Consider the following 17,258-nt stretch of genomic DNA (forward strand, 5'->3'; position numbering starts at 1 on the left):
CGGCAACGGATATTCCGCGCAGCGGCAGGAGCATGACGATGAAGTTGATACCGTTCCTTGGCTTTTACGGCCAGGCGCATGAGGCGATGGCGTTCTATGCCCGGGCGTTTGGCGGGCGGGTGGTGTCGGAGATGACGTACGGCGACATGCCGCCGGGCATGGGCAGTGACCCGGAAGGCTGTTGCGGTTTCCAGCCGCAGCCGGAGCACGTCGCCCACAGCCAGCTGGAAATCGGCGGCGCGGTGCTGATGGCCGCCGCCGGCCCGCCGGCCCGCCGGCCGATGGCGCATGTGCGACCACCATCAACGTGGATGTGGACAGCATCGAAGAGGCCGAGCGCGTGTTCGCGGCACTGGCCGAGGGTGGGCAGGTGCAGATGGCGCTGGCCGAGACGTTCTGGGCGCACCGCTGGGGCATGCTGCTGGACCGCTACGGCAAGCCGTGGATGGTCAACTGCATGAAGCCGATGGACGGCGGGCACTGACGATGGCCGCGACGCAGATGATCTTCGTCAACCTGCCGGTACGTGACCTGGATGCATCCAAGGCGTTCTTCACCGCGCTCGGCTACCGCTTCAATCCGCAGTTCACCAACCAGGACGGGGCCTGCATGGTGATCAGCGACAGCATTTTCGTGATGCTGCTGATGGAGCCGTTCTTCAAGGGCTTCACGACCAAACCGCTGTGCGATGCGCGCAGCCATACCGATGTCATCACCTGCCTGTCGGCTGGCAGCCGCCAGGCGGTGGACCAGCTGGTGGACAACGCGGTGGCCGCCGGCGGCAGCGAGCCGATGCCGGCACGCGACTACGGCTTCATGTACCAGCGCGGCTTCCAGGACCTGGACGGCCACCTGTGGGAAATCGCCTATATGGAGAGTCAGCCGGAGCCGTGAGCGGCGCGCGCCGGCCGTGTATTCCGGCACTGCCCGCATCCGGCCGGCGCTGGCTACACTCCGGTCACGTTGTCTGACTATCTGGAGTACCCGCGTGAAACGAGTCGTGATCAGCCTGTTGGCGATGTCCGTATCCACGGCCCTGATGGCCGCCCCGCCCCAGTTCGATGGCGCCCGCATCTCCGCCGACGTCAAGGAGCTTTCCTCCGACGCCTACGAGGGCCGTTCCCCGGCCACCGCCGGCGAGGAAAAGACCATCGCCTACCTGAGCCAGCAGTTCGCCGAGGCCGGCCTGCAGCCGGGCGGTGATCTGCACGATGGCAAGCGTCTGTGGACGCAGGCGGTGCCGCTGCTCAAGGGCGATATCGTCGGTACCCCGCAGCTGTCGCTGACCCGCGACGGCACGCAGCAGACGCTGACCCAGGGGCAGGAGATCGCCGTGCGCGCGGCGATGAATGGCGACAGCCAAGTCGCCATCACCGATGCCCCGCTGGTGTTCGTCGGCTACGGCGTCAAGGCGCCGGAGCGCAACTGGGACGACTTCAAGGGCGTGGACCTGAAGGGCAAGATCGCGGTGGTGCTGATCAATGACCCGGATTTTGAAACCGGCGCCGGCGACTTCGACGGCAAGGGCATGACCTACTACGGCCGTTGGACCTACAAGTACGAAGAAGGTGCGCGCCAGGGTGCGGCCGGCGTGCTGGTGGTCCACGAAACCGCACCGGCCTCCTACGGCTGGGCGACGGTGGCCGGTTCCAACACCAACACCATGTTCGACGTGGTCCGCGACAATCCGGCCGAAGCGCATCCGGCGCTGGAAGGCTGGATCCAGCGCGATCTGGCGGTGGACCTGTTCAAGCGCGCCGGGCTGGATTTCGAGGCGCTGAAGAAGCAGGCGCAGTCGCGCGATTTCCAGCCGGTGGAGCTGAAGGGCGAGACCTTCTCGGCCAACTATGCGGTGAAGAACGAGGTCATCACCTCGCACAACGTCGCCGCACGGCTGGAAGGTACGACCCATCCGGACGAGACCATCATCTACTCGGCGCACTGGGACCACATCGGCGTGGGCGAGCCGGATGCACGTGGTGACCGCATCTTCAACGGCGCGATGGACAACGCCTCCGGTACCGCGGCGCTGGTCGAGCTGGCCCGTGGTTTTGCCGCGCAGCCCAGGCCGCAGCGCTCGGTGCTGTTTTTGGCGGTGACCGCCGAGGAGAAGGGTTTGCTCGGCTCGGAGTACTACGCCAGCCATCCGCTGTATCCGCTGGCCAAGACCGTGGCGGTGATCAACATGGACGGCATGTCGCCGTACAGCCCGTCGCGCGATTTCGGCATCTACGGCTCGGCCAAGATGGAGCTGCTGGACAAGCTCAAGGACGTCGCCAAGGGCTGGGACATCCGCTACACGCCGGACCCGAAGCCGGAAGCCGGCCTGTTCTTCCGCTCCGACCACTTCCCGTTCGCCAAGCGCGGCGTGCCGGCGCTGTCGTATTCGGCCGGTCAGGACTGGATCGACGGCGGCGTCGCGGCCGGCAAGGCGGCCTCGGACGACTACACCGCCAAGCGTTACCACCAGCAGGGCGACGAATGGCAGGCCGACTGGACCTTCGCCGGTGCAGTGCGTGATCTGGAAGTGGTCTACACCTTGGGCGAGCAGCTGGCGAACTCGCGTGACTGGCCGAACTGGAGCCCGGAAGAGGCCTTCCGCGCCACCCGTGACGCAAGCGCCGCAGAGCGCAGGTAATCACCGGCCGCCCCTCTCCCGGTGACGGCAGAGGGGCGAGGGTTTACGGAAAACAGGGCCGCACCATGCGGCCCTGTCTGTTCAGTGCTTGATGTTGTAGCGCAGCGTCAGCTGGTACTCGCGACCGGGCTGGTTGTACCAGGCCACGGTTTCATACTCGCGGTCGAACACGTTGGCGGCCTTGGCCTGCAGCGTCCACGCGTCGCTGAGAGCGTACTCCACGCGCACATCGACGGTGCCGTAACCGGCCAGACGCACGGTGTTGGCGGCGTTGTCGAAACGGTGACCGCTGCCGGCGGCGGTCACGCCCAGGCGCAGCGGACCGAACGCCTTGTCCACGTCCAGACGGCCGCTGGTGCGCGCGCGGCGGGCCAGCAGGTTGTCGTAGGTGGCCGCACCGGAAGTGTGGTCACGCGGGTCGGTGAAGCTGGCCTGGGCGTTGATGTCGAAACCGGCCAGCGACACGAAACCGGTCAACTCGGCGCCGCGGATACGGGCTTCGGCCACGTTGACCAGCGCGAAGCTGCTGTCATAACCGATCAGCTGGTCGATGCGGGTTTCATAGGCGTTGAAGGTCCAGTTCCAGGTGTCGGCGTACTGGGCGATGCCGAGGTTCAGGCTCCTGGATTCTTCCGGCTTCAGCAGCGGGTTGCTGAAGCCCGGGTAGTACAGGTCGTTGAAGGTCGGTGCCTTGAAACCGGTGCCGGCGCTGGCGCTCAGGCGCAGGCCGTTGCCGAAGGCCAGGCCGTAACCGACGCTGCCGGTGGTGTGGTTGCCGAACTGCTCGTTGTCGTCATTGCGCACGGACGCCTGCAGCGAGTGCGCGCTGAACTGGCCCAGGTACTCGGCGAACACGCCGGTGTTGTCGCGGTTGTCCACGTCGAACGCGGTGGTGCTTTCGATCTCGTCCTGCTGCCAGTCGGCACCGACGCTGATCTGCTGGCCTTCGCCGAACTTGATGTCGCCCTGCACGGCGGCGGTGTCGCGGCGGGTGTCGAAGCTGCTGGCGAAGCTGCGCCTGCCGTCGGCGGCGAAGTAGGCATCGGCCTGGTCGACGTTGCGGCCGATCTGCGCGGTCAGCTGGAACGCGTCGGAAGCGGCCCAGGCCAGCTTGCCGCCATAGACCTGCTGGCGGTTGTCGGCTTCATTGCCGCCGAAGATGCTGCCGTCGTACTCGTTGCGGGCGTCGGAGTTGAGCACGTGGCCTTCCAGGCTCACGGTTTCACCCAGTGCGTAGCCGCCGCGCACGTTGATCGAGGTGTTGCGGTAGCCGTCACGGTCCGGCTCGTCGGCATAGCAGCCGGCGCCCCAGGGGTGTTCGGCATTGCCGGCGGTGCCGCGGCAGGCGTTGATGCCGTCGGTGCTCTGGTAGCCGCCTTGGGCCGAGATCCAGCCACGTTCGCCGCGGTTGCTGAAGCCGGCGCTGGCCTGGCGCAGGTTGTGGCTGCCGGCGCTGAGTGACAGGTTCTGCTGCAGGCCCGGGCCGGCGCTGCGGGTGAAGATCTGGATCACCCCGCCGATGGCTTCGGAGCCGTACAGGCTGGAACGCGGGCCGCGCACGATCTCCACCCGCTCGATCTGGTCCACCGGCAGGTCCTGCAGGGTCGGCATGCCGTTGGTGGCCGAGCCGATGCGCACGCCGTCCACCAGCACCAGCACCTGGTTGGAGTTGCTGCCGCGCATGAACAGCGAGGTGATCTTGCCGGCGCCACCCTGGTTGGTGAAATCCAGCCCGGCGCGGCCACGCAGCAGCGCCTGCAGCGAGCTGGCCTGGCTGCGCTCGATCTGCACGCGGTCGATCACCTGCACCGGCACCACGCTGTCCTCGATCGAGATCGGCGTACGGGTGGCGGTGACGATGACATCGTCCAGTTGCGTGGGTGCCTGTTCGGCGGTGGCGATGCCCGGCAAGGCCAGGGCAAGGGCGAGGGAAAGGGTGTGGCGGGACAGTTTCATGCAAGCTCCGGTACCTGCGCGCTCCCGCGCAGGACAAGTGGGGGAGGTTGCCAGACAGAGAACGGGAGACGGAGGTCGCGCGCACGGCGCCACAGCCGCCGCCATGCCCTCCGCATCGCAACCAGTCGGCTTCCGGGCCGGTCTCCGGACTCGCAGGCGAAGCGGCAGCTGCCGTTTCCGTCCAGACGCCTTCCCGTGCACTGCACAGTGGCGGTATGTCTGGCCTTGTCCTGCTTACCGTTGCGGGGGCAGTGCCGGAATGGCGGCCGCTGGAGTTCCAGCGGTACGCGGCACCGGCTTCCCGTTTCAACCCGTCGGCGTTTGCCGGGGGTCACCCGAAAGTGTGCGCATTCTATGCGATCACATGCCGTGCATGTGCGAAGCGGCGGAGATCCGGCCGCGACGGGTAAAATGCGCGATTGCAACGCAGTATCGGAACAGACGTGACAGAAATGTGGTTCGGGCAGGCCTGCGGGCAGCCGTCGCAGGAACACCGTCAACGGGCCATGGCCCGCCAGCGGCAGCTGACCAAGCCGGAGGGCGCACTGGGCCGGCTGGAAACACTGGCCATCGAGCTGGCCGCGCTGCAGGCCAGCGACCGGCCGCAGGCCGCACAGGTACCGGTGATCGTGTTCGCCGGCGATCACGGCGTGGCCGCGCGCGGGGTTTCGGCCTATCCGCCCGAAGTGACGGTGCAGATGCTGCACAACTTTGCCGCCGGGGGCGCCGCCATCGCGGTGCTGGCACGGGAGCTGGGCCTGCCGCTGCACGTGTGGGACGTGGGCAGCCGCGCCGCCGCGCCGGTTGCCGGCGTCGTCACCGACAAGGTCCGTGCCGGGACCGAGGATTTCAGCACCGCCGCGGCGATGTCGGAAGCCGATCTGGATGCCGTGTTCGAGGCCGGCCGGCGCGCGGTGGAGGGTGCCTGCGGCAACGGTGCCGACCTGCTGGTGCTGGGCGAGATGGGCATCGGCAACACCACCGCGGCCAGTGCGCTGGGGGCGGTGCTGGGGCCGGCGTCGCTGGACGAGCTGGTCGGCATCGGCACCGGGCTGGACGCGGTGCGCATGGTGCAGAAGAAGAACATCATCAGCCGCGCGCTGACGCTGCACGGGGCAGCCGTCGATGCCGCGCCGGTGCCGGGCCGGGAGGCGCTGCGCCGCGTTGGCGGGCTGGAGATCGCGGCGATGAGTGCGGCGATGATCGCTGCCGCACAGCGTGGCGTGCCGGTGCTGGTGGACGGCTTCATCGTCTCGGCCGCTGCCCTGGCGGCGGTACGGATCAATCCCGGCGTGCAGGCGTGGCTGCTGTTCTCGCACCAGTCGGCCGAGCGCGGACACATCCGCCTGCTGGAGCTGCTGCAGGCGCAACCGCTGCTGCAACTGGACCTGCGGCTGGGCGAAGGCTCCGGCGCGGCACTGGCATTGCCGCTGGTGCGCATGGCCTGCGCGCTGCACAACCAGATGGCCACCTTCGAGGAAGCGGCCGTGGCCGATCGCGACGGTCGGCGATGATCCTGGATCTGTTGCGGCACGCCTCCACCGGGCGTCACGGTCATCTGGACGGGCGCACCGACCCGCCGCTGGTCGACGGGGCGATGGATGCGCTGTACCGCTGCCATGCGGGAATCGGCTGGAGCCGGGTGATCAGCTCGCCGCGGCGGCGCGCGCTGGATACCGCGCACGCGCTGGTGGCCGGCAGCAACCAGTTCTGCGAGATCCACCCGGACTGGGCCGAACTCGACTTCGGCGACTGGGACGGCCTGCATTTCGATGAACTGCCCGCCGAGCAGCTGGCCGCGTTCTACGAGGAGCCGCATGCGGTGGTGCCGCCCAACGGCGAGTCGTGGCCGCAGTTCCAGGCGCGCATCGAGGCGCAGCTGCAGCGGCTGGTCGACGAGGACGAGGGTGATGGCCAGCCACTGCTGGTGGTCAGCCATGCCGGGGTGTTGCGACTGGCGGTCTCGCGCATCTGCGGCATGCCGCTGTCGGCGTTGTGGGCGATGCGCATCGACTACGGCACCCGCGTGCGGCTGCGTGTGGAGCGTGGCGAGGATGGCCAGCTGTGGGGCGAACTGCTGGAGCTGCGGCAGCCATGAGCGCGCGCCGGCTGATCCTGGCGATCCAGTTCCTGACCCGGCTGCCGACACCGCAGGTGAAGGACTTCCGCCAGGAGGATCTGAGCCGCTCGGCGGTGTACTACCCGCTGGTCGGGGCGCTGATCGGGGTGTTGCTGGTGCTGCCGCTGTACGCGCTGGCCGGGCGGCCGTGGCTGGCCGGGGCGATGACCCTACTGCTGTGGGTATGGGTGACCGGCGCGTTGCATCTGGACGGGCTGGGCGATGTGGCCGATGCCTTCGGGGCCGCGCACCGCAACCCGCAGCGCTTCCTGGAAGTGCTCAAGGACCCGCACATGGGCGTGTTCGGCGTGGTCACGCTGGTCATGCAGCTGCTGCTCAAGTTCGTGTTGCTGAGCGAGCTGGTCGCCAGCCCGCTGTGGTACGGCCTCGTGCTGGCGCCGGCATGGGCGCGCTGGGGCACGTTGTGGTGGAGCCAGCGGATTCCATCGCTGCATGGCGATGGCATGGGCGAGCGTTTTTCCTGGCAGCTGCGGCCGGCGGCGATGTGGTTGTGGGCACTGGCGCTGGCGGTGATCAGTGCGCCACTGGCGTGGCCGTTGTTGCTGGCCTTGCCGCTGGTGCCGCTGGTGGCAGTGTGGTGGAAACGCAGGCTTGGCGGTATTTCCGGCGATGGCCTGGGCGCCAGCGTGGAGGTGGTCGAAACCCTGCTGCTGCTGGCGCTGGTGCTGCTGCCTGCCGTGACCGCGTAGGAGCTGTAGGAGTGGCGCGAGTCGCGACGCCGCAGATCGCCCTCTGCCCGGTCCGCTGCTTCGTGGCTGCGCCACTACTGCGGTGATCAGTCTTCCCGGGTCTGGCCGGTTTCCTCGTCGTCAGCGTCGGCCTGTCTGTAGGTTTCACGCACCGGCCCGGCCAGTTGCGCCTCGCGCGGGGTCGGCAGCGCGGCCGCGGCGGCCTCGTAGTCGGCGACCAGCTGCTGGCGGCGGGCTTCGGGCACGTCCTGCCAGTGGCAGTCCTGCAGCGCGCCTTCCAGTGAATACAGCAGGTTGAGGCTGGGCTTGAAGCCGGCCCGGCGGACCTTCATGAATGCCGCCACCGGGCCCGCCGCGGCAAGGTCGGCCGGGCTGTGCAGGCCGACCTGGCGCAACCAGGCCGCGCTCTTCGGGCCGATATTGCGCAGGCGGGTGGTACTCACGTCAGGGACTCGATGAAGACCTGGGCGATGGCCTCCAGTCCGGCCTGGTCGTCGGCATCGAAACGGGAGGTGACGGGACTGTCGATATCCAGCACCCCGACCAGTTCGCCGTCATGCAGCAGCGGCACCACCAGTTCCGAGCGCGAGGCCGAATCGCAGGCGATATGCCCCGGGAACGCGTCGACATCGTCCACGCGCCGGGTCTGGCGGCTGCTGGCCGCCGCACCGCACACTCCCTTGGTAAGCGGGATGCGCACGCAGGCCGGCAAGCCCTGGAACGGTCCGACCACCAGCTCGGTGCCATCGAAGAAGTAGAAACCGGCCCAGTTGAGCTGCGGCAGCGCGTGGTAGATCAGCGCCGAGAGGTTGGCGGCATTGGCGATACGGTCGGATTCGCCGTGCACCAGTGCCCGCGCCTGGGCCAGCAGCTGGGCGTACTGTTCCGGCTTGCTGCCGGTGAGCGTTGCGGTCGTGAACATCTGCGCAGTGTAGCTGGCCGGCTCGCGTGTGAGCCGGGGGCGGGGGTGCTCAGGCGTCCTTGCCGGCGCTGGAACGGCTGGCGCCGGCCTGCCGCGGCTGTTCCGGTGACCCTGCCGCGCGGCGGCTGGCGGGACTCAGGGGCCGCGATAGCTGCAGCCGGAAGTGCAGGTCTCGTGCACCACCACTTCGCTGAGCAGCGGCAGGGCCGGTTTCAGGCGGTCCCAGATCCACATCGCCAGGCGCTCGCTGGTCGGGTTTTCCAGACCGGGGATGTCGTTGAGGTAGTGATGGTCGAGCTGGTCGTACAACGGCTGGAAGGTGGCCTTCAGGTCGCCAAAATCCATGATCCAGCCGCTCTCCTCGCCCGGTTCGCCGCTGACCCGCAGTTCGATGCGGAACGAGTGCCCGTGCAGGCGCGCGCACTTGTGGCCGGCCGGAACGTTGGGCAGCCGGTGCGCGGCTTCGAGGGTGAAGATCTTGAAAATATCCATGGGTCGATTGTATCGCCGGGTGGGGGTGGGCAATTCCTGCCGGGGCTTCAACGCATGAAGGCCGGCGGGTGCCGGCCTTCATGCAGGGCAATGCGGCGGGGGTCAGACGCTGCTGCGGCTCTGGCTGCCGCCCTGCCCACGGCCACGGCGCTGGCCGCCGCCGGGGGAAGCGTCACGACGTTGGCCGTTGCCGGTCGCCGCGCGCTGGCCGTTGGCCGGCTTGCGCGGACCGCCGTGGTTGGCATGGCCGCCACGCGGGCTGTCGCCGGTGGAACGACGTGCGCCATGACCGCCGTTGCCACGCCGCGGTGTCTTCTGGCCGCCCGGCTGCTCGGCCTTGCCCGGTGCGCTGTTGCCCCAGCGGATCGGCGTCTGCGGCTCGAAACCGGGCACGTCACGGATATCCATGTCCCGGCCGAGCATGCGCACGATCTGGCGCAGCAGCTTGACCTCGTCCTGCGCGACCAGCGAGATGGCCTCGCCGGTGGAGCCGTTGCGGCCGGTGCGGCCGATGCGGTGCACGTAGTCTTCCGGCACCATCGGCAGGTCGAAGTTGATGACCTTCGGCAGCTCGTTGATGTCGATGCCGCGTGCGGCGATGTCGGTGGCCACCAGCACGGTCACGCGGCCGGCCTTGAAATCGCCCAGCGCACGCAGGCGCTGGCCCTGGCTCTTGTTACCGTGGATCGCCGCGGTCTTGATGCCGGACTTTTCCAGGAACGTGGCCAGCTTGTCGCAGCCGTGCTTGGTGCGGCCGAACACCAGCGTCTGCACACGGGAATCTTCAGCCAGCAGGTGCAGCAGCAGTTCACGCTTGCGCGCGGTATCGACCGGGTGCACGCGGTGGGTGATGGTCTCGGCGACGGTGTTCTTCGGCGTCACCTGGATCTGCTGCGGGTTGCGCATGAATTCCAGTGCCAGCTGCTTGATGCTTTCCTCGAACGTGGCCGAGAACAGCAGCGTCTGCCGGTTCTGCTTCGGCAGCTTGGCGAGGATGCGCTTGATCGACGGCAGGAAGCCCATGTCGAGCATGCGGTCGGCTTCATCCAGCACCAGGATCTCGATCCCGGACAGGTCGACGCTGCGACGCTCCAGGTGGTCGATCAGGCGGCCCGGGCAGGCCACCAGCAGGTCCACGCCACGGCGCAGCACGTCCAGCTGGTTGCCCATGCCGACGCCGCCGTAGATGCAGGCGCTGGGGATGCGCAGGTACTTGCTGTAACCGCGCAGGCTGTCATGCACCTGGGTGGCCAGTTCGCGGGTCGGCGCCAGAATCAGCGCACGCGGCTTGCGCGGGCCGTTGCCCACCGGCTGCGGTGCGGTGCCCAGGTGCTGCAGCAGCGGCAGGCCGAAGGCGGCGGTCTTGCCGGTGCCGGTCTGCGCGCCGGCCAGCAGGTCGTGGCCTTCCAGGGCCAGCGGAATGGCCTGTTCCTGGATCGGGGTCGGGTTTTCGTAGCCCTGCTCGGCGAGCGCGCGCAGCAGGAAGGGCGCAAGGCCCAGGTTTTCAAACGACATGGAAAGCTCCAAAGACAAAAAACGCACGTCCGGCTGGACCTGCGTTGCTGATCGATACGATCGGCTGATCTCGGAGCGTTCCCGTAAACCGCGCTGCAAGATCGGGATGCAACCAACGCGGTGCGCTGGCTGGAATGCGTGACGAATGGCGTCGGAGTGGGGGCGGGCGGGCGGACGGGCCAAAGGCTCAAGTCCTGCACCGCCGGCGGTCCCTGAGGGAAACGGACGGCCGCTGGCAGACCGCGATAGTCTAAGGGATAGTCGGGACCGGCACAAAATCACCTGTTCAGCTTCTCAGCCGGATGGCTGTGTGAAGCCGGCCAATTCATTACACTTGAAACTTGTTTCCTCTGCAGACTGGACGTTCCCATGAAGCTTGGTTCCCTGAAGGAAGGCGGCCGTGACGGCACCCTGATTGTGGTTTCCCGTGACCTGACCCGCGCGGTGCGGGCCACCGGCATTGCCGCCACCTTGCAGCAGGCGCTGGAGGACTGGTCGAATCTGGCGCCGCGCCTGAACGCGTTGTACGAGGCGCTGAACGACGGCAGCGCCGCCGACGCCTTCGAGCTGGAAATGGAGGCGCTGGCGGCACCGCTGCCGCGCGCCTACGAGTTCGTCGATGGCAGTGCCTACCTGCCGCACGTGGCGCGGGTGCGCAAGGCGCGCGGTGCCGAGGTGCCGGAGAGCTTCTACACCGATCCGCTGATGTACCAGGCCACCAGCGCCGGTTTCCACGGCCCGCGCGATGCGGTCAAGGTGGTCAGCGAGGATTACGGCATCGACCTGGAAGCCGAGATCGTGGTCATCACCGATGACGTGCCGATGGCGGTCAGCGCCGAGCAGGCCGCCGGCCACATCCAGCTGGTCGGGCTGGTCAACGACGTCAGTCTGCGCAACCTGATTCCGGGCGAGCTGGCCAAGGGCTTCGGTTTCCTGCAATCCAAGCCGCGCTCGGCGCTGTCACCGGTGTTCGTGACGCCCGATGAGCTGGGCGATGCCTGGCGTGACTGCAAGGTGCATCTGCCGTTGCTCACCCACGTCAACGGCCAGTGGTTCGGCGCGCCGGAGGCGGGCGTGGACATGCAGTTCAACTTCGCCCAGCTGGTCGCCCATGCCGCCAAGACCCGGCCGCTGTCGGCCGGCGCCATCGTCGGTTCGGGCACCATCGCCAACGAGGACACCGCGCTGGGCGCGTCGTGTTTTGCCGAGCGTCGTACCGTGGAGGCGCTGCGCGACGGCAAGCCGTCCACGCCGTTCATGAGTTTCGGCGACACAGTCCGCATCGAAATGCTCGACCGCGACGGCAACAGCATCTTCGGGGCGATCGAGCAGCGCATCGAACAGGCGCACGGCGCCTGATCCGCGCGGCGGTGACAGAATCCTCATCGCCCGCCGCTATGGTTGCAGCATTAAAACGGAGTCAGGGACATGGATGAACGGCTGAAGCTCTACAGCTACTGGCGCTCCAGCGCGGCCTACCGCGTGCGTATCGCGTTGAACCTGAAGGCGCTGGATTATGCGATCGAACCGGTACACCTGGTGCGCGATGGCGGCCAGCAGCATGCCGACGATTACGCCGCGCTCAATCCGCAGGAGCTGGTGCCGACCCTGCGCCATGGTGAGCGGGTGCTGACCCAGTCGCTGGCGATCCTCGAATACCTGGATGAGCTCTGGCCCGAGCCGGCGCTGCTGCCGGAGGATTCGGACGGTCGTGCGCGGGTGCGCGCACTGGCGCAGCTGGTGGCCTGCGATATCCACCCGCTCAACAACCTGCGGGTGCTGCAGTTCTTCGACCGCGAATGGAACGTGCCGCAGGCCGAGCGCGACCTGTGGACGCTGCACTGGATGCGGGTCGGCTTCGAGGCGATGGAGGACCTGCTGGTCGCCGCACCGGAAACCGGCCGCTTCTGCCACGGCGACAGCCCCGGCATGGCCGATTGCTGCCTGGTGCCGCAGCTGTTCAACGCGCGCCGCTTCCAGCTCGACCTGGGGCCGTATCCGACCCTGCTGCGGATCGAACAGGCCTGCCTGGCATTGCCGGCATTCGATGCCGCGCGTCCGGAAAACCAGCCGGACGCGGCCTGAAATCGCGCCCGGCGGTCACATGCGCCGGGCCTGGTCGCATCACGGCAACGCCGCGGCAATCCCGGCGTTGATCCGCATGCCGGCAGCCGTTCGCGTTGCCAGCTGCCGCAGGGACGGGGCGCACTCAGTCGCCGATATCCTCGTTCCACAGCTCGGGGTTTTCGGCGATGTAGCGGCCCATCATCTCGATGCAGCCGGCATCGTTCAGGTCGATGACGTTGACGCCGGCCGCGCGCAGCCAGTCGATGCCGCCGCCGAAGTTGACCGACTCGCCGACCACCACCGTGCCGATGTTGAACTGGCGCACCAGCCCGCTGCAGTACCAGCACGGCGCCAGCGTGGTGACCATGATGGTGTCGCGGTAGCCGCGCTGGCGGCCGGCCTTGCGGAACGCATCGGTTTCGCCGTGGATCGACGGATCATTTTCCTGCACGCGGCGGTTGTGGCCACAGCCGAGCAGGCGGCCGTCGTTGTGGTACAGCGCCGCACCGATCGGGATGCCGCCTTCGGCCAGTCCCAGGCGGGCCTCGGCAACGGCGGTTTCCAGCAGGGCGCGATAGTCGGGCGTGGTGATCATGCGGCTTCCTCGATACGGGCGGGCCATGATAACGGCCATGGTTCAGCGTGCCGGCGGGGACGCGGGGCGGCGGCGGTGCGATAATCGCCACCATGAGCGAATCCCCTTACAAGACCGGCACCACCCATTTCGGCTTCCGCGACGTACCGGCCAAGGACAAGCAGAAGCTTGTCGGCCAGGTGTTCACCTCCGTGGCCGACAACTACGACCTGATGAATGACCTGATGAGCCTGGGCATCCATCGGCTGTGGAAACGCTATTTCGTCGCCACCGCGCAGGTGAAGCCGGGCGACCGCGTGCTCGATCTGGCCGGCGGTACCGGTGATATCGCGGTGCTGCTGAAGGAGCGCATCGGCGCCGAGGGCAGCGTGGTGCTGGGCGACATCAATGCCGGCATGCTGTCGGTGGGCCGTGACCGGCTGACCAACCGCGGCCAGGTGTCGGGCTTCGAATGGGTGCAGCTCAACGCCGAGGCGCTGCCGTTCCCGGACCAGAGCTTCGACCTGGTGACCATTTCCTTCGGCCTGCGCAACGTCACCGACAAGGACGCGGCGCTGCGCGAGATGTACCGCGTGCTGAAGGTGGGCGGTCAGGCGCGGGTGCTGGAGTTCTCGGAAGTGACGGTGGACTGGTTCAAGCCGGTCTACGACTTCCATTCGTTCAAGGTGCTGCCGAAGCTGGGCAAGCTGTTCGCCCGCGGTGACGCCGACAGCTACCAGTACCTGGCCGAGAGCATCCGCAAGCATCCGCCGCAGGAAGAACTCAAGGCGATGATGGGCGAGGCCGGATTCGGCCGCTGCCATTACAAGAACCTGAGCGCCGGCATCGTCTCGATCCACTCCGGCTACAAAATCTAGGAACGAGTGAAGAGGAGCCGGAAACCGGAGAAAGCGGTTCTGCTGCGCTCCTGTTTCTGCCTTCTCTCACTTCTCACTCCTTTTCACTCACTCCTTGCCGCAAAGGTATTCCATGCGTTCTCCGTTCCTGATGCTGCCCCTGGCCGTGGCGCTTGCCGCCGGTTGTGCCAAAGAGCCTGTCGCACCCACCGTCGACCCCGTCGCCGAGAAGCCCGCCGTCGCCGTGAATACCGTCAGCCGCAGCCACGATGAAAGCTCCTACGCCGAGCCGGACAAGATCGCCATCACCGACCTGGCGCTGGACCTGAAGGTCGATTTCGACGCCAGGCAGATCGGCGGCACCGCCACCTACACGCTGGAGTGGAAGGACAAGGCCGCCAGGCAACTGTTGCTGGACACCCGCGAGCTGAGCATCGAGAAGGTCGAGGCCGTGGCCGCCGATGGCAGCACCTCGCCGCTGCCGTTCACGCTGGCGCCGGCCGACAAGGTGTTCGGCAGCAAGCTGAGCATCGAGACCCCGGAGCAGCCGGCCACCGTCGCGATCACCTACCACACCGCGCCGACCGCCTCGGGCCTGCAGTGGCTGGAGCCGTCGATGACCGAGGGCAAGAAGCTGCCCTTCATGTTCAGCCAGTCGCAGGCGATCCACGCCCGTTCGTGGGTACCGCTGCAGGACACCCCGAGCGTACGCTTCACCTACAGCGCGCACGTGACCAGCCGCCCGGACGTAATGGTGCTGATGAGCGCCGACAACGACCCGAAGGCCGCGCGTGACGGCGACTACGCCTTCACGATGCCGCAGCCGATCCCGTCCTACCTGCTGGCCATCGCCGCCGGCGACCTGGTGTTCGAGCCGATCTCCGCGCGCTCGGGCGTGTGGGCCGAGCCGGCCATGGTGGCCAAGGCGACCCGGGAGTTCGAGGACACCGAGAAGATGATCGGTGCCGCCGAAAAGCTGTACGGCGAATACCGCTGGGGCCGCTACGACATGCTGGTGCTGCCGCCGTCGTTCCCGTTCGGCGGCATGGAGAACCCGCGCCTGACCTTCGCCACGCCGACGGTGATCGTCGGTGACAAGTCGCTGGTGTCGCTGGTCGCGCACGAACTGGCGCACAGCTGGTCCGGCAACCTGGTGACCAACGCCAGCTGGAAGGACATCTGGCTCAATGAGGGCTTCACCACCTACGTGCAGGGGCGCATCACCGAGGCGCTGTACGGCGCCGAGATGGCCGAGATGGAGCGCGAGATCGACCAGAGCGACCTGCTGGCCGAAGTGAAGGGCATGAACCCGGCCGACCAGGCGCTGGCGCTGCCGCCGCTCAACGAGCGTGACCCGGACGAGGCGCTGAGCAACGTCGCCTACGTCAAGGGCGCCTGGTTCCTGCAGTTCCTGGAACAGCGTTTCGGTCGTGAAGTGTTCGATCCGTTCCTGCGCGGCTGGTTCAACGACCACGCCTTCCAGAGCGCCAACACCGACCAGTTCGTCGCCTACATGCGCAAGAACCTGCTGCCGAAGAACGCGGCGGCGGTGACCGATGCCGAGCTGGACGCATGGCTGGAACAGCCCGGCATTCCGGCCTTCGCGCCCAAGGCTCGTTCGCGCAACTTCGCCGTGGTCGATACCGCGCGCATCGCCTATCTGGGCAGCGACAGCGTGCCCAGCAACCAGGTCACCGGCGAGTGGGGCACGCAGGAGTGGGTGCGGTTCATCGATGGCCTGGGGCAGGTGCAGCCGCTGGAGAAGCTGGCACAGCTGGACAAGGCCTACCACTTCACCGGTACGCCGAACGGCGAGATCGCGATGCGCTGGTATCCGCTGGCGATCCGCAGCGGCTACAGCGAAGCACAGGCCGCCGCCGGCGAGTTCATCCAGACCGTGGGCCGGCGCAAGCTGGTGCTGCCGATCTATGCCGAGCTGCTGAAGACGCCCGAAGGCCTGGCTTTCGCCAAGGACGTGTTCGCCCGCGCCAAGCCCGGATACCACCCGATCACCACCGCGTCGGTGGAAGACATGATCGCCAAGGCCGAAGCTGCCACCTCGACGCCGGCGCAGTAACCCGGTTCGATGCGGGATCCAGACCAGCGGCGGGCATTTGCCCGCCGCTGGTGTTTCCGCGTGCTGGCAGTGCCGGACATCGGCGCGCTGCTCCCGTTCCGGATGCGTGGGTTACCGCTGCGGATGGCACGGTGTGATGTGGGCAATCGCCTTCATGGATGTTTAAAGTGGACGCCGTTGCGCGGCATGGCTGCGCCCGTTTCCATGGAGTTGCCTTGATGAAACCGTTGATCCTCGGCGCGCTGTGCGCCATCGCGCTGGCCGGTTGCAGCGATCCGGAAGCCGAGCGCCAGAAGCAGGCTGCCGCCGCCGCGCAGGAGCATGCGCGCCAGGAGCTGGCCGCCGAGGCCATCGCCAAGCAGTACGACAGCGCCGTGGCCGCGGCGGAGTGGGAAAAGGCGCGGGTCCACGGCGTCGCGTTGCTGGACCAGTATCCGCAGTCGGAGGTGGCCGCGCGCATCGAACCGGAACTTGCCGGCATACGCGAAAAAGCCGAGGCCGCGCGCGAGCTGCGGCGCATGCAGGCGCTGTGGAGCTACAACCAGGTGGCGGTGAAGGGCGGTGCGCAGCGTTCGGCGATGCTCTACAGCAAGGAGCGGGTGGACGTGGGCGGCAGCGGCCCCAAGCCGGTGCAGCTGGTGTTCCGCGACCATCCGCAATGGAAGCGGCATGCCTATCTGGTGCTGCAGGCCAGCGATTTCGCCAAGGCCTGCTACGGCAGCTGCCAGGTCACGGTGACGGTGGATGACCAGCCGCCGCGACGGATGGCCGCACACCGTCCGGATACCGACGAGGCCATCGCCATGTTCATCACCGACAACCGCGGCCTGTGGCGGCTGGCGCGCAAGGCCAAGGTCATCCAGATCCAGTTCCCGGTGAAAAACGGCAGCCAGCCGACGGCGGTATTCGAAGTCGGCGGGCTGGATGGCAGCCAGATGCCGGCCGGCTGGGACTGAGCCGGGCCGTGCGCACGCATTGAACGGGGAGGGCGTGATGGATGTTGCAATCGTGGTGGTGGTCAGCCTGCTGGCCATCGCCCTGCATGTGGTTCTGTACCTGCTGTTCCGGCGCTGGATGGACCGCGATCTGGCGCTGTCTTTTGCCGGGGATGACCCGGGCAAGCGCGACTACATGCTGCAGTGCCTGCAGCGCGCCAAAGGTACCGGTATCCGTCGGGCCGATCTGCCGGCTTGGCTGCAGCGCGAGGCGGCGGACTACCGCGGGTAGGGGCTGCGTGGTGTGGGCCGGCACCGTCTGGCGGGCCGTCTTGATTCCGCCTGCAAACGGAAACGGCACCCTCGGGGTGCCGTTCTGCCTTCATCCCGCCAATT

The 17,258-nt window shown here is 67.6% G+C and carries 17 protein-coding genes, 1 pseudogene and 1 riboswitch; of the genes and pseudogenes, 12 read left to right on the forward strand and 6 right to left on the reverse strand.

What is annotated here, in order from left to right:
• Window positions 1-38: 38 nt before the first annotated feature.
• From ACSBPQ_RS01595 to ACSBPQ_RS01605, 3 genes and pseudogenes are all read left to right on the forward strand, one after another.
• Window positions 39-484, forward strand: a pseudogene (locus ACSBPQ_RS01595) (VOC family protein).
• A 2-nt stretch (window positions 485-486) separates the two neighbouring features.
• Window positions 487-894, forward strand: coding sequence for a VOC family protein (locus ACSBPQ_RS01600; protein WP_442683348.1), 408 nt, complete (start codon window positions 487-489; stop codon window positions 892-894).
• A gap of 94 nt (window positions 895-988) precedes the next feature.
• The gene (locus ACSBPQ_RS01605; protein ID WP_442683349.1) at window positions 989-2,638 is read left to right on the forward strand and encodes a M28 family metallopeptidase; all 1,650 of its coding nucleotides are present in this window, start codon (window positions 989-991) and stop codon (window positions 2,636-2,638) included.
• A gap of 81 nt (window positions 2,639-2,719) precedes the next feature.
• Here the strand turns inward: ACSBPQ_RS01605 and btuB are convergent, their stop codons facing one another.
• The gene (gene btuB / locus ACSBPQ_RS01610) at window positions 2,720-4,594 is read right to left on the reverse strand and encodes a TonB-dependent vitamin B12 receptor (protein ID WP_442683350.1); all 1,875 of its coding nucleotides are present in this window, start codon (window positions 4,592-4,594) and stop codon (window positions 2,720-2,722) included.
• A gap of 118 nt (window positions 4,595-4,712) precedes the next feature.
• A riboswitch (cobalamin riboswitch) is annotated at window positions 4,713-4,948 on the reverse strand.
• Between the two features lie 89 nt (window positions 4,949-5,037).
• Here btuB and cobT point away from each other — a divergent pair.
• From cobT to cobS, 3 genes are read left to right on the forward strand one after another with little or no spacing between them, the layout of a single operon-like run.
• A complete protein-coding gene (gene cobT / locus ACSBPQ_RS01615; protein ID WP_442683351.1) occupies window positions 5,038-6,108 on the forward strand; it encodes a nicotinate-nucleotide--dimethylbenzimidazole phosphoribosyltransferase in 1,071 nt (356 codons plus the stop codon).
• Complete coding sequence (locus tag ACSBPQ_RS01620) at window positions 6,105-6,692, forward strand: histidine phosphatase family protein (protein WP_442683352.1); 588 nt, start codon at window positions 6,105-6,107, stop codon at window positions 6,690-6,692. Before cobT ends, ACSBPQ_RS01620 begins: the two co-directional genes overlap by 4 nt.
• Window positions 6,689-7,423 (forward strand): adenosylcobinamide-GDP ribazoletransferase, encoded by a 735-nt coding sequence (gene cobS / locus ACSBPQ_RS01625; RefSeq protein WP_442683353.1) that lies wholly within the window; start codon window positions 6,689-6,691, stop codon window positions 7,421-7,423. The genes ACSBPQ_RS01620 and cobS overlap by 4 nt, the downstream gene beginning before the upstream one ends.
• An 86-nt stretch (window positions 7,424-7,509) precedes the next feature.
• Here the strand turns inward: cobS and ACSBPQ_RS01630 are convergent, their stop codons facing one another.
• The 4 genes from ACSBPQ_RS01630 to ACSBPQ_RS01645 all read right to left on the reverse strand — a co-directional run bounded on the left by ACSBPQ_RS01630 (window position 7,510) and on the right by ACSBPQ_RS01645 (window position 10,352).
• Window positions 7,510-7,866, reverse strand: coding sequence for a TfoX/Sxy family protein (locus ACSBPQ_RS01630; protein WP_442683354.1), 357 nt, complete (start codon window positions 7,864-7,866; stop codon window positions 7,510-7,512).
• Window positions 7,863-8,345 (reverse strand): GAF domain-containing protein, encoded by a 483-nt coding sequence (locus ACSBPQ_RS01635; protein ID WP_442683355.1) that lies wholly within the window; start codon window positions 8,343-8,345, stop codon window positions 7,863-7,865. Before ACSBPQ_RS01635 ends, ACSBPQ_RS01630 begins: the two co-directional genes overlap by 4 nt.
• Window positions 8,346-8,480: 135 nt before the next feature.
• Entirely contained in the window at window positions 8,481-8,837 is a 357-nt protein-coding gene (queD, locus tag ACSBPQ_RS01640) for a 6-carboxytetrahydropterin synthase QueD (RefSeq protein ID WP_442683356.1), read from the reverse strand.
• A gap of 102 nt (window positions 8,838-8,939) precedes the next feature.
• Entirely contained in the window at window positions 8,940-10,352 is a 1,413-nt protein-coding gene (locus ACSBPQ_RS01645; RefSeq protein ID WP_442683357.1) for a DEAD/DEAH box helicase, read from the reverse strand.
• A gap of 369 nt (window positions 10,353-10,721) precedes the next feature.
• Here ACSBPQ_RS01645 and ACSBPQ_RS01650 point away from each other — a divergent pair, with 369 nt between their 5' ends.
• Both ACSBPQ_RS01650 and maiA read left to right on the forward strand, forming a co-directional pair.
• Window positions 10,722-11,711, forward strand: coding sequence for a fumarylacetoacetate hydrolase family protein (locus ACSBPQ_RS01650; protein WP_442683358.1), 990 nt, complete (start codon window positions 10,722-10,724; stop codon window positions 11,709-11,711).
• A gap of 69 nt (window positions 11,712-11,780) precedes the next feature.
• A complete protein-coding gene (maiA, locus tag ACSBPQ_RS01655; RefSeq protein WP_442683359.1) occupies window positions 11,781-12,437 on the forward strand; it encodes a maleylacetoacetate isomerase in 657 nt (218 codons plus the stop codon).
• Between the two features lie 124 nt (window positions 12,438-12,561).
• Here maiA and ACSBPQ_RS01660 read toward each other — a convergent pair whose 3' ends face one another.
• Complete coding sequence (locus tag ACSBPQ_RS01660) at window positions 12,562-13,014, reverse strand: nucleoside deaminase (RefSeq protein ID WP_442683360.1); 453 nt, start codon at window positions 13,012-13,014, stop codon at window positions 12,562-12,564.
• A 92-nt stretch (window positions 13,015-13,106) separates the two neighbouring features.
• Here ACSBPQ_RS01660 and ubiE point away from each other — a divergent pair, with 92 nt between their 5' ends.
• From ubiE to ACSBPQ_RS01680, 4 genes are all read left to right on the forward strand, one after another.
• Window positions 13,107-13,871: a bifunctional demethylmenaquinone methyltransferase/2-methoxy-6-polyprenyl-1,4-benzoquinol methylase UbiE gene (ubiE, locus tag ACSBPQ_RS01665; protein WP_442683361.1), complete on the forward strand. Its 765-nt coding sequence runs from the start codon at window positions 13,107-13,109 to the stop codon at window positions 13,869-13,871.
• 112 nt (window positions 13,872-13,983) lie between these two features.
• On the forward strand, window positions 13,984-15,927 hold the full coding sequence (locus ACSBPQ_RS01670; RefSeq protein WP_442683362.1) for a M1 family metallopeptidase: 1,944 nt from the start codon (window positions 13,984-13,986) through the stop codon (window positions 15,925-15,927).
• Window positions 15,928-16,145: 218 nt separating this feature from the next.
• Window positions 16,146-16,883 carry a hypothetical protein gene (locus ACSBPQ_RS01675; protein ID WP_442683363.1) on the forward strand — a complete coding sequence of 246 codons (738 nt, stop codon included), beginning with the start codon at window positions 16,146-16,148 and terminating at the stop codon, window positions 16,881-16,883.
• A gap of 37 nt (window positions 16,884-16,920) precedes the next feature.
• A complete protein-coding gene (locus tag ACSBPQ_RS01680; RefSeq protein WP_442683364.1) occupies window positions 16,921-17,154 on the forward strand; it encodes a hypothetical protein in 234 nt (77 codons plus the stop codon).
• Window positions 17,155-17,258: the final 104 nt, after the last annotated feature.

It is taken from the genome of Stenotrophomonas sp. JC08 (genome assembly GCF_052180205.1).
Classification (GTDB): Bacteria; Pseudomonadota; Gammaproteobacteria; order Xanthomonadales; family Xanthomonadaceae; genus Stenotrophomonas.

What these genes read in the sequence shown, in the direction of transcription:
- ubiE (WP_442683361.1), top strand. Translation starts at nt 13,107, where the DNA reads ATGAGCGAATCCCCTTACAAGACCGGCACCACCCATTTCGGCTTCCGC.
- ACSBPQ_RS01680 (WP_442683364.1), top strand. Translation starts at nt 16,921, where the DNA reads ATGGATGTTGCAATCGTGGTGGTGGTCAGCCTGCTGGCCATCGCCCTG.
- ACSBPQ_RS01635 (WP_442683355.1), bottom strand. Translation starts at nt 8,345, where the DNA reads ATGTTCACGACCGCAACGCTCACCGGCAGCAAGCCGGAACAGTACGCC.
- btuB (WP_442683350.1), bottom strand. Translation starts at nt 4,594, where the DNA reads ATGAAACTGTCCCGCCACACCCTTTCCCTCGCCCTTGCCCTGGCCTTG.
- ACSBPQ_RS01675 (WP_442683363.1), top strand. Translation starts at nt 16,146, where the DNA reads ATGAAACCGTTGATCCTCGGCGCGCTGTGCGCCATCGCGCTGGCCGGT.
- ACSBPQ_RS01600 (WP_442683348.1), top strand. Translation starts at nt 487, where the DNA reads ATGGCCGCGACGCAGATGATCTTCGTCAACCTGCCGGTACGTGACCTG.
- ACSBPQ_RS01670 (WP_442683362.1), top strand. Translation starts at nt 13,984, where the DNA reads ATGCGTTCTCCGTTCCTGATGCTGCCCCTGGCCGTGGCGCTTGCCGCC.
- ACSBPQ_RS01645 (WP_442683357.1), bottom strand. Translation starts at nt 10,352, where the DNA reads ATGTCGTTTGAAAACCTGGGCCTTGCGCCCTTCCTGCTGCGCGCGCTC.
- ACSBPQ_RS01620 (WP_442683352.1), top strand. Translation starts at nt 6,105, where the DNA reads ATGATCCTGGATCTGTTGCGGCACGCCTCCACCGGGCGTCACGGTCAT.
- ACSBPQ_RS01660 (WP_442683360.1), bottom strand. Translation starts at nt 13,014, where the DNA reads ATGATCACCACGCCCGACTATCGCGCCCTGCTGGAAACCGCCGTTGCC.
- maiA (WP_442683359.1), top strand. Translation starts at nt 11,781, where the DNA reads ATGGATGAACGGCTGAAGCTCTACAGCTACTGGCGCTCCAGCGCGGCC.
- queD (WP_442683356.1), bottom strand. Translation starts at nt 8,837, where the DNA reads ATGGATATTTTCAAGATCTTCACCCTCGAAGCCGCGCACCGGCTGCCC.
- cobS (WP_442683353.1), top strand. Translation starts at nt 6,689, where the DNA reads ATGAGCGCGCGCCGGCTGATCCTGGCGATCCAGTTCCTGACCCGGCTG.
- ACSBPQ_RS01650 (WP_442683358.1), top strand. Translation starts at nt 10,722, where the DNA reads ATGAAGCTTGGTTCCCTGAAGGAAGGCGGCCGTGACGGCACCCTGATT.